The sequence below is a fragment of the Pedobacter sp. PF22-3 genome (assembly GCF_026239555.1).
In the GTDB taxonomy this organism is placed as follows: domain Bacteria; phylum Bacteroidota; class Bacteroidia; order Sphingobacteriales; family Sphingobacteriaceae; genus Pedobacter.
In genome coordinates this window covers 491,238-502,863 of record NZ_JAPIVP010000002.1, presented here as the reverse complement: position 1 = coordinate 502,863, position 11,626 = coordinate 491,238, and the positions used below count along the sequence as shown (strand labels likewise).

Annotated in this window: 8 protein-coding genes; 4 read left to right on the top strand and 4 right to left on the bottom strand. The window is 37.5% G+C overall.

From position 1 onward, the window contains the following. Positions 1–555: 555 nt before the first annotated feature. A complete protein-coding gene (locus OQX63_RS05110) occupies positions 556–2,322 on the top strand; it encodes a S8 family peptidase (protein WP_416276527.1) in 1,767 nt (588 codons plus the stop codon). 169 nt (positions 2,323–2,491) lie between these two features. On the opposite strand, the gene OQX63_RS05105 is transcribed toward OQX63_RS05110, so the two are convergent. Genes OQX63_RS05105 through OQX63_RS05095 form a run of 3 tightly spaced genes read right to left on the bottom strand, consistent with a single transcriptional unit; the run spans position 2,492 to position 5,384 of the window. After that, positions 2,492–3,271 carry a polysaccharide deacetylase family protein gene (locus OQX63_RS05105; RefSeq protein WP_265849801.1) on the bottom strand — a complete coding sequence of 260 codons (780 nt, stop codon included), beginning with the start codon at positions 3,269–3,271 and terminating at the stop codon, positions 2,492–2,494. Next, positions 3,272–4,204 (bottom strand): glycosyltransferase family 2 protein, encoded by a 933-nt coding sequence (locus OQX63_RS05100; RefSeq protein ID WP_265849800.1) that lies wholly within the window; start codon positions 4,202–4,204, stop codon positions 3,272–3,274. Then, on the bottom strand, positions 4,197–5,384 hold the full coding sequence (locus OQX63_RS05095) for a glycosyltransferase family 87 protein (RefSeq protein ID WP_265849799.1): 1,188 nt from the start codon (positions 5,382–5,384) through the stop codon (positions 4,197–4,199). The genes OQX63_RS05100 and OQX63_RS05095 overlap by 8 nt, the downstream gene beginning before the upstream one ends. 173 nt (positions 5,385–5,557) lie before the next feature. On the opposite strand from OQX63_RS05095, the gene OQX63_RS05090 reads away from it, so the two are divergent. Then, on the top strand, positions 5,558–6,526 hold the full coding sequence (locus OQX63_RS05090; protein WP_265849798.1) for a phosphatidylinositol-specific phospholipase C: 969 nt from the start codon (positions 5,558–5,560) through the stop codon (positions 6,524–6,526). A gap of 98 nt (positions 6,527–6,624) precedes the next feature. Here OQX63_RS05090 and OQX63_RS05085 read toward each other — a convergent pair whose 3' ends face one another. After that, positions 6,625–9,201, bottom strand: a complete 2,577-nt coding sequence (locus tag OQX63_RS05085) for an alpha-L-arabinofuranosidase C-terminal domain-containing protein (protein ID WP_265849797.1) — start codon at positions 9,199–9,201, stop codon at positions 6,625–6,627. A 587-nt stretch (positions 9,202–9,788) separates the two neighbouring features. Between OQX63_RS05085 and OQX63_RS05080 the strand changes: the two genes are divergently transcribed. Both OQX63_RS05080 and kdpA read left to right on the top strand, forming a co-directional pair. Further along, positions 9,789–9,866 (top strand): potassium-transporting ATPase subunit F, encoded by a 78-nt coding sequence (locus OQX63_RS05080; protein WP_082035969.1) that lies wholly within the window; start codon positions 9,789–9,791, stop codon positions 9,864–9,866. Between the two features lie 41 nt (positions 9,867–9,907). Beyond that, positions 9,908–11,626, top strand: coding sequence for a potassium-transporting ATPase subunit KdpA (gene kdpA, locus OQX63_RS05075; protein WP_265849796.1), 1,719 nt, complete (start codon positions 9,908–9,910; stop codon positions 11,624–11,626).

The window sequence follows — 11,626 nt, the reverse complement described above, 5'->3', positions numbered from 1 at the left end:
AGAAGCCCTTCAGCAGAAATGTTGAAGGGTTTTCTTCGTTTATAGACTTTTCGATACGTATTATTTCCGATCGTTAAGGCGTAAGAAATAAAGGATTGGGCAAAGGTTCTTTTTCTTAATGTTCTTAATCCCTTAATGTTAAATGGAACCATAAAATTTTCTCACCATTAAGGTGTTAAGCAAACTTAAGGTGGATGTTCCCGCAGATCACGCTGATCTCCGTGGAGACCATTCCATCATCCATTTTACTTCTTCCATGTTCCGACCTAACTAAAATAGCCCTGATGGAAGTGAGCACGGAGCCAATTCTTCATTGGCGGAGTAAAACATACAGCAGGACGGAACGCAACCTAAATGAACAGGAAACTGCGCTCAAAAAAAATCAACAAATTATATTTTTGAAATCTTTAAGCGCACAGCAGGAAAGAACCCAAACTATACATACAAGAAACTATAGTTCAAAACAGATTGATTTGGCTTGTTAAAAGATGTGAAAACTTTCATCCTGAAAGTAATAAAACCGTATTATTGTAGTATTACGTACATATTATGATGATGAATGTGAATCTTAAGAAATTAACTTTTCTTGCTTTTATTTTGTGTTTAAATTTTAGCGTTTTTGCGCAAAGTAAGAATGTACAATTACCTGCAAATTGGTTTAATCTCGATTTACAGGAGAATGGATATTTCGGTATTAGCACGGAGAAAGCTTATCGTGAAATTCTAAAGGATAAACAACCTAAACAAAAAATTATTTTGGCGGTAATTGATGGTGGTGTAGATATCAATCATCCTGATTTGCAAAGTGTTTTATGGACGAATAAAAAAGAGATTCCTGGAAACGGAATAGACGACGACGGCAATGGGTATATTGATGATATTCATGGCTGGAATTTTATCGGTTCTAAAAAGGGCAATCTGGAATTCGATAATTTAGAACTGGTTCGTTTGCTAAGAATTTATACTCCAAAATATCAATCAACAACGAATCTAACTCCTTTAGATAGTACGCAAAAAGAAGAATTTAAACTTTATAAGAAAATGGTTGGCGATTTCGGTAAAAAATACGAAGATGCCAGTAATACTTTTTCTGTTTTGATTGCCATTAACAAAGTTTTAGATTCTGTGGCTAAGATCAATAAAAAAGAAATCCCGACGATGGATGATGTTGATCGGTATAAGGCTGATGATGAAACTGAAGAACAGGTAAAAACGATCATCAGAAAAGGAGCTAAAGAAGATGGTAGTTTTGAGAAGTTTTATAAAAACATAAAGGAAGGATATAAGCAATACGATGCGATGCTGAAGTACAACCTAAATCCTAAATATGACATGCGCGCTGAGCTGGTTGGCGATGATTATAGCAATCCGTACCAAAAAGATTATGGAAACAACGATGTTAAAGGTCCCGATGCTTTTCATGGTACACACGTATCGGGAATTATTGGCGCTGATCGTACTAATTCGACCGGTATTTTGGGGGTAGCCAATCACGTCAGTATTATGGCTATTAGGGTCGTACCCACCGGCGATGAACGTGACAAAGATGTGGCTAACGGCATCAGGTATGCAGTTGATAATGGCGCCAGGGTAATTAACATGAGTTTTGGTAAAAGTTACAAGTGGGATAAAAAAGTCGTAGATTCTGCGGTTAAATATGCAGAAAGAAAAGGTGTATTATTAGTGCATGCTGCAGGGAACGATAACCAGAATAACGATATTGAAGAAAATTTTCCCAATAAGTTTTTTGACAGTAAAGAGGCAGAAACTTATAAGGAAGCCAATAAAAAACCCAGCAAGCCCGATTTTACACCACCTAAGCCAATGGCACAAAAAAACGGAATGGGTATGAGGCCACCTTATAACCGATCTCCATTTGTAAAGCCTGTACCAGTAGATTCAGCAAAGTTTAATCTACCCCATGCCAATAATTGGATTGAAGTAGGTGCAAGTGCTTATAAAGATGATGATAATCTGAAAGCCGATTTCTCTAATTATGGCAAGTACAGCGTTGATGTTTTTGCTCCAGGGTTTTTGATCAAATCGACGGTGCCAGATAACAAATATGAAGAGGCTGATGGAACAAGTATGGCATCGCCGGTTGTAGCTGGTTTGGCCGGTCTGATTTTAAGCTATTATCCGGAATTGACACCCGCTCAAGTGAGAGAAATCATTATGAAATCTGTTTCGAAAGTAGCACATAAGATCAAATACAAGAATGATAGAGGGGAGAATACCCGTGTGCTTTTTAGCGAAATATGTGTGAGCGGAGGGATTGTAAATGCTTATAATGCACTTAAATTGGCAGAGTCGTATAAATAAAAAAGAGGTTTTTAGTTTTTTTGAAGCGCAAAGGCATTACAACTATTTAGGTTTGTTCCCGTGCTCCGCTATATCCCTTCGCTATGCTTCGGTGATGCCGCATCGCCCGGGGCTAAACACTCCGGAAAATGCCCTGAATGTCAAACGAAAAAATAAATCTATTAAAAACCTAAGATTTCAGGGTTTTAATAAACTCCTGAAAGGTCCCAAACGGATAATTTTTCACCTTCATCCACGAGATAAGCGCTTCCATGCGTTCAATCATTTTTATTCCTGTGTTTTTACTTACATAACCAGGGAAACCAAAACGCTCAAAATCTTTTAAATCGGTAAACTCCCAGGGGTGGAAATAGATATTCAGGTATTTATCTTTTCTATAAGTCCAGCTGGCTATAGTTTTGTAAATGCCTAAAGGCAGATTGTGGAAAGAGAGCCAAAATAGCGGAAAACGAATTAATGGGCTAACGGAAGCAGGAATTTGCAAAACGTTATCTTTAATAAAATGCGTTCGTGAAATATTAAAATTATTATATCGCCCTGGCAAATAAGTTGGATTAATGGAAGTATTGTAGGTATATCCGGCTTTTTCGATCTCCTTTTCATCAACAGGCATCATTCTCGCCATGCGGTAACCTGTAATTTCTTTACCCGAAAGTTCTTCTAGTTTTAGTTTTGATTGAAGTAAATGCTCTGGTTTAAAATCAGAATGATAGTAGCCATGTGAAGCGAGTTCGTGTCCTGTTTCGGTAATCCGTTTAATCAGATCGGGGATATTTTCGGCGAAAGTAACGGTACAGAAAAAAGTGGCCTTTACACTGTATTTATCCAGGATATCTAAAATGGCCATGGTACCTGCTTTCGAAATGGCAATCTGATCTTCAAAAGAAATATCTTTTCCATATTCGAAAGGCATATCAAACTCTTCGATATCAAAACTTAACAGTACCATTTATTTTTGTTGAATATTGGATGAACGGATGATATAATTCGGACGGTTTTTAGTTTGCATAAACATTTTTCCTACGTAAATACCTATTATGCCCAAGATAATAAGCTGTAATCCTCCAAAGAAGACAATAGTCATAATTACAGATGCCCAGCCAGAAACTTCTACATGATTTACAAATGCGTAAATAATATATGGGATATATAGTACAGAGGCAAAGGAGAGAATAAAACCTAAATAGACTGCCGAATATAATGGTTTTATACTAAATGAAGTAACGCCATGTAGTGCCAGCCTCATCATCTTTTTCAAAGTATATTTGCTATTTCCCGAAAAGCGTGCTGCTGGATGATAACGAATGGCAAACTGTTTAAAACCAAGCCACTTCACCAAACCACGTAGAAAAGGTTCGTTTTCGTGAAAATTCCTGAAAACATTGACAACTTTTTGATCAAGTAAGCGAAAATCAGCTGCGCCAGGTTCCAAATCAATATCAGAAAGCCAATTTAATACTTTATAAAACAGACTTGAAGAGCTTCTTTTACCTTTAGATAAATTTTTATCTTCTTCGCGAATGGTGTAAACTACTTCATAACCCGCTTCCCATTTTGCAATCATGTCGGGAATCAATTCTGGAGGATGTTGCATATCGCAGTCCATAGAAATTACGCAATCGCCAAAAGCATGGTCCATGCCAGCTTTAACAGCCAATTGGTGACCGAAATTCTTAGAAAATTCGAGAAAAAATATATTATTTGCTGTTGAGGCGTAGTCCTTAATTTTTTCGAGTGTATGATCGGCACTACCATCATCCACCAGGATAATTTCGTAGTTATAATTGATGGACGAAAAAACTTTTTTAATACTTTCGGCAATTACAAAAATATTATCGGCTTCGTTGTAGGCTGGAATTACTATAGAAACTAATTTATTCATTATCGGCAATCAGATAAGACTCAAAATCTTCTTTCATCATTTGATAGATTATGGTTAGCCAAATGATAACGCAAGGTAGGGCTTTAAGCGAATATAGACGAATAAATTCTTTAACCGGCCTAGGGAAAATATCCGTTGGCGATAAGCTGGTTAATATAAACGCAAAAATAAACAAGGCTATTATCCACCATTTTTTTGGGTTTTGCTGCACCATAAACCAAATGGCAACGCCCGCAAAAGCGATAATATAGGTTGGCGATTCGGAACCGCTGCTAAATATAACAGTAAAAATAAGTGTCGATGCCAATAACATTAACCTGAAGCCAACATGTTTATATTGTTTAATCCGTAGATAGGGCAAAGCAAATAATATCAGACCAACTAATAAAAATGGGAGATTGGGAATGTTTACGTTTCCTGTTGCTCTTCTAACGATTCCCATTAAAGAAATATCCTGAAATGAGGTTAATGATGCATTTAGGCCATTTTTATGGGCCAGGGAATGGTACCAGTCGCTATATGATTGAATTACAAATGCCGGAGATGAAATTACCATCGGTAAAATAAAGAGTACTGCAAAAGCAATTAAGCCGCCTATGATAAATTTTAACTTATTTTTAGTGAAGAAGAAAAATGCCAATCCAACAATGCCATAAAGTTTGATCAATGTGCCTAATGCAATAAAAAAAGCAGATTGTACTTCTTTCTTTTTAATAAGATAAGAGAAACTGAGCAAAATTAGTCCAGTTAGGGCAATGTTGAACTGAAAGCTGAAAAGTGCAGTTAAGGCTTCATGTGCGCAGATCCATGCAATTATGGTTCGCTTGTTAAGTGATATGGGTAGGCTGTAAATTCCCCAAAGTAATATGGCTACATTGGCTATATTCCACAGTATACAGCCCAATCCATCAGGTAATAAAGCAAAAGGCGCTATGAAAATTGAAAATATAGGTCCGTAGTGGTTACTGTCTCTATATTCCGGATAATTATTGTATAAATGCTGTAAATCGACGGTATGCCAATATACATATTTAAAAATCAGATAATTGTTATAAGAATGGTGATGATATTGTTTAAAACCAGCTACCAAAGCCAGTAGGAGATAAACAGCAAATACACATTGCTTTTTGAAAAGTAATGAAGACAGTTTGCTGAGATTATTTTTTGTAAAAATGTTCATTATAATTTAATGCTGCAATATAACTATTTCGTTACGTCAATACGAAATAGATCGTGTGACTAGCCAATCAATATTAATTAATTATGAAATTATCCCTGGTATATCGATTTAGTAAATCATTTTACTAGTTTTATTAAACCTGAACCAAATAAATCATCAATCTTAAAAAAACTATGAGAAAATTACAACTACCACTTTTTGTGGCCCTGGTGCTTACCTTTAGCGCCTGTAAAAAAGAAAAACAAGACACTGAAAAATTTTCCGGACCAAAACTCAAAGAAAATGTAAATCCAAATGCGGCTTTATTAAGTTTTTCGCTTAATAACTGGATGAGCGTACTTGCCGATCAAAACAGCATAGCACTCATTTCTATCCCAGGTACGCACGATTCCGGCGCTACGATCGAACCTGTTTCAGGTACGGCTAAATGTCAGAACCTGAGCATTTCCGATCAGTTAAATGCAGGCGTACGTTACCTTGATATCCGCTGCAGGCACATCGACAACGCTTTTGCCATTCATCATGGAGCCATTTATCAAAATCTTAATTTTAATGATGTGCTGAATGCCTGTATCAATTTCCTGAACACCCACCCAACAGAAGCCATTATTATGAGCGTAAAAGAAGAACATACCCCATCGAACAATAGCCGTTCTTTCGAACAAACATTCGACAGTTATGTACAGCAAAATCCCGGTAAGTGGGATTTGGGAAACAACATTCCCACTTTGGGCAGTATCCGTGGGAAAATCAGGTTGTTGAGAAGATTTTCAGGATCGTCACCAAAAGGGATCGATGCAACTGCATGGGCAGATAATACCACTTTTGATATCAATAATGCTGCTGCAAATTTAAAGGTTCAGGATTTTTACAATGTTAGTGATGTAAATACCAAGTGGACGAGAATAGAAACCTTGTTAAATGAAGCCAAAAATGATACTTCAAATAAACTTTACCTGAACTATGCAAGTGGTTATAAAGCTGGTGTATTCAGTATTCCAAGTATTACTACGGTGTCGAATTCGGTAAACCCAAAAATTACAACCTTTTTTACCAATAACACCCATGGTAAATTTGGTATTATTCCACTTGATTTTATTGATTCCGGCAGAAGCCAATTAATTGTCAATACAAATTTCTAATCTTAACGCAGCGATTTATTGGTTCAGTATGAGTTAAAAAGGATGCGCAGTCTGATCAGATTGTGCATCCTTAATTGCAATAGTATTTTATATTGTAACTACTTCGATTTAAATCTTAAAACGGTGAATGAATAAGCGGGGAGTTCGAGTTGTCTGGTTGCCTCAGTACTGATATTTGTAATAATTGGAACAGCTTTTTTATCATCCGGGTTCCCAGTAAGTATCGTTTTAATGGCATTTTTTCCGAGCTGTTGCTGATTGAAATCAAGCGAGGTTTTTACGGTTACCGGAAGTAGGTTAACCAGTTTAACTATCAAATCTCCTGTTTTAGCATCTTTAACCATCGAACAAGCCACCCGCTTATTTACGTTTTCCTGGTTTGAAGAAAGAACCACGGTTGATGGAATATACTCGTTACCTGCATTTTGTCCGTATAATTGTTGTACAAAATAGCCTATTGTAGGTTTTACCTCCGCATTGTTAAAATAAATAAGATCAGGATTCCATTGTGTATGCCCTTCTTTAGCGATAAGTGGGGCATAAGACGCCATGCATACCACATCACCATTACGCTCCAGTGAAAGTAGATATAATGCTTCAGCCAGCGAGGTTTCCATGTTGGTTCTATTACCGCCTGGTAAGCTCGCCGCATATTCACCCAGGTAAACTTTAGATTTAGACCGATCGTAACTGTCGTAAAAATTTTGATTATTGATAAACCAACCAGGCGATTGATAATAATGTTCGTCAATAATGGGAACATTAAGGTTCGATGCAATTTGCCAGCCAGCTTCATAATCAGTCCCTTCAAAAAATGGACCTGCAGTACCGATCACGGTAATTTCGGGATGCAATTTTTTCAATGCTTTATAAATCATCGTAAACCGTTCAGCAAATACTTCTGTAATCTGGTCTTCATTGCCAATACCTACGTACTTCAGGTTAAATGGTTTTGGATGACCTGCTTCGGCACGTTTCTTACCCCATTGGGTTTTTATATCGCCATTGGCGTATTCTATTAAATCTACTATATCCTGTACATATTGATCCATTTCGCTCATTGGGATGCCCCCCTGTTGGCCACCACCACCTGTAGCCGAATTCTGGCAAGGTACACCGGCAGCTATTACCGGAACGGGTGCAGCACCAATATCTTCACAGAACTGGAAATACTCATAATAACCGAGTCCCATAGTCTGATGATAGCCCCAAAGGTTTCGGTCTGGTTTACGTTCAGCTAAAGGGCCGATTGAGTTTTTCCATTTGTAAATGTTGGCAATGCCATCACCATGTGCAAGGCAACCGCCGGGAAAACGCACAAAACGGGGGCGTATATATCCAATGGTTTGAGCCAGATCTGCCCTTAAACCATTTTTACGGCCTTTAAAAGTATTCTTTGGGAACAACGAAACCATGTCAATTGCAATACGCCCTGGATTAGCCATCACAATTTCGAGCTTTGCATCGGTCACATCTGCTGAAGATACCAAAGTTAAGGCTGCTGTTTTCCAGTTGTTTGAAGCGATGGTTAAATTTGATTTAGCTAAAATTCCATGTTTATCACTTACCAGCCTTACTTCGAGATTCATCTTTTTTATATTCAATAACTTTGCTGATAATGAAAAATCATAAGTTTCGCCTTTTTTCAATGCTATTCCATCAAAACCACCATTAAGAATGGATGCTCCGGCAAGGGGGATATCCAAAACTGCATAGTGCTGATTATTGGGATGAATTGGCGAAACCGAATCTATTTTCATGGTTGCACGATCGCCCTTCAATGTCCAGGCATAACTGCTGTTCCAGCTTTTATCATTATATTCTTTATCACGCGGATGATATTCAAAATCGCGGTTCTGAATGAGCTCTGCATATAAACCGCCATCGGCTGCATAGTTTAAATCTTCGAAAAATACACCTGTGAGCATATTACTGATCGCTTTTGCTTTATCGGGTTGGAAAGTTATTTTTGCCTCCACATTTTTAAGCCCGGCAAAACGCTGTGCATCATCTTTAGTGCTTTCTCTATCCTGTTTGTTTTTATAATCTTTTAATTCATATGCTTTTTTTAAGCCCAAAATAACTTTCCATGGTAAACGGTATACCTGGCCATTACCTATATTGGGTAGATTAACCGATGTACCTCCATTAATATAAGCTGAAGCTGCGACTTCTTTTGCTGGGCTGTAATGGCTTAAATCATTAGTTTTGGTTTGGAAATATTTTTCGTTTGCATCCGCATAGGTTACAATATATTCATCAAGGTTACCATCATATTTAATAACTGGACGTAAAACATTTTTACCTTGCTTCACATAAGGATAGTTTTGCGGACTCCAGCTTACAAGATCTTTTGAACTTGAGGTGGCAAATTGTAATGTGTGGTCGTTCAGGCTCCAGATACATACCCAAAGTCCGTTTTTGCCCTGGATAAGGAAAGGCGTTATCATTTTTTTTTCGCTTCCCCATCGTCCATAGTCGCTTTTTAAAAAGGTATAATCATTTCCTATCGGCGTCCAGCTCTGTTTATCTAAACTCCAGGCAAACCGAAGTCCGTTTGCATTGTAAGCAAATAAATATGCAGAATCGGGCTCATTGGCTATTTTTTTATTTGTAGCAAATACATTAGTCGCCAGTAAGATGAGTACGGCAAAAAGCCAGGATTTTCTTTCCATTTTCTGTTAAAAGTTAATTGTTAAATTCAATTAAAGCATCAGCAACAAAACTATTCCGGCTTTATAAGAAGTGATGATTTTGGTTAGAATTTTTTTCTAATTTAAATAATAATCGTCATTATAACGATTATTATTCATTTACTTATTCAGAAATAATTCGGCGAGAAGCTTTTGGACATAAACCAGAGAAACCCAATGAGTATATCCAATTTAAAGGTGCTTTGCAAATGAATGGGGGCCTTAGGTGAGCGACCGAAGAACAAAAAAGCTTAGTATTTAGTAATTATGAATAAATAGCTTTTATGCCTGCATGGCCAATCAGCTTAGCATAATTACGGCCACCAATATGAAAAAAACCTTTCCAAAATGGAAGGGTTTTTTTATGCCTGATTATACTTGAGGCATGGGTTATTTATTTAATATGCTGTTTTTCAGTTGTTTAATGGGTTTATCTCTTTTGTGGTATAAGAGTTGGTTACTGGCCTGTAAAATCATTACAATCATGACAATATTACTTTTTTTAATCCTGGTGCTGCTCTGCTGGGCTACTTACAAATCGATAAACTGGTTCGAAAAAATCTAACACTATGATCGCATTATTTATTATCGCCATCGCCGTATTTATCTATATGATTTACGTGCTGATTAAACCCGAAAAATTTTAATCCTTACCTCCTTCTATTGGAGTATTTAACAAATTAAAGAAATGAATACTGAATTAACCGGCATTATTGCCACATTTCTGCTCACTTTGGTTATCGCCATCCCTTTGGGTAAATACCTGGCCAAGGTTTTTGCAGGAGAAAAAGTCTGGACGGATTTTTTAAAACCATTGGAAACTGGTATTTACAAGCTTTCCGGAATCAATATCAAAGAACAGATGAACTGGAAACAGCAGTTGAAAACACTGCTTACCATTAACATACTATGGTTGTTTTATGGCTTTTTTGTACTTATTTTTCAGGATAAGCTTCCATTAAATCCGGATGGGAATCCTGGAATGACACCAGATCTTGCTTTTAACACCATTATCAGCTTTGTTGCCAACTGTAATCTCCAGCACTATTCTGGTGAGAGTGGCGTCAGTTACCTCACTCAACAATACGTGCTGATGTTTCTTCAGTTTGTAAGTGCGGCAACAGGTATAGCAGCTGCAGTTGTTCTTTTTAAAGCATTTAGAGATAAAACAACAACCGAACTTGGCAATTTCTGGGAATTTTTTGTGAAATCAATTACCCGTTTATTATTGCCTTTATCATTTGTAATGGCCTTAATCTTAACTTTTAGCGGTACACCTGCAAGTTATGATGGTAAAGATAAATTCATTTCTCTACAAGGCGATACTGTTAATGTTTCGAGAGGACCGGCTGCTCAAATGATTGCGATCAAACATTTAGGTACAAATGGCGGAGGCTATTTTGGAGCCAATTCGGCACATCCTTTTGAAAACCCAAGTTACTTTACCGATATGGTTGAGTTGATTGCTCAGGTCATTATTCCGATTGCCATGGTAATTGCTTTTGGTTATTTTATCCGCAGGAAAAAATTGGCCTGGACCATTTTTGGGGTCATGACCATTGGTTTGTTTATGCTGCTCATCCCTATGCTTAGCTCAGAACTGGGCGGAAATCCAGCTTTGGCAAAAATGGGTATTTCACAAACTACAGGAGCAATGGAAGGAAAAGAAGTCCGCTTCGGTCCTGCTGCCTCTGCTTATTGGTCAACGGTAACTACGATTATTTCTACGGGTTCTGTAAACGGTATGCACGATAGTACCATGCCGATGTCGGGTACCTGGCAGTTACTTGGAATGATGATCAACTCATTTTATGGCGGTTGTGGTGTAGGTTTATTGAATTATTTCATCTACCTGATCGTTGCTGTATTTATTTCGGGGCTCATGGTAGGCAGAACACCAGAATTTCTTGGCCATAAGGTAGAAGCAAGAGAAATCAAAATTGCGGCAATTATCACTTTGTTGAGTCCGTTTTTGATCCTTGCTGGTACAGCCATTGCAAGTTATATTTTTACCAATCATGGCAATGCTGCCTGGGCTGTTCAACCTAAAAGCTGGCTCAATAATCCTGGTTTCCACGGATTCTCTGAGATGCTGTATGAAATGACTTCATCAAATGCGAACAATGGTTCGGGATTTGAAGGATTGGGGGATAATAATATATTCTGGAATCTATCTACTGGTATTGTAATCTTCTTAGGCCGTTTCTTACCGATTATTGGCCCAGTTGCTATCGCTGGATTACTAGGAGCTAAAAAATTCATCCCTGAATCGGCTGGTACGCTTAAAACAGATACCAAAACATTTGCACTGATGACTTTTGCTGTAATCATCGTTTTAAATGCACTTTCTTATTTTCCTGCCCTGGCTTTAGGCCCGTTGGCAGAATATTTTACCATGCTTAAATAA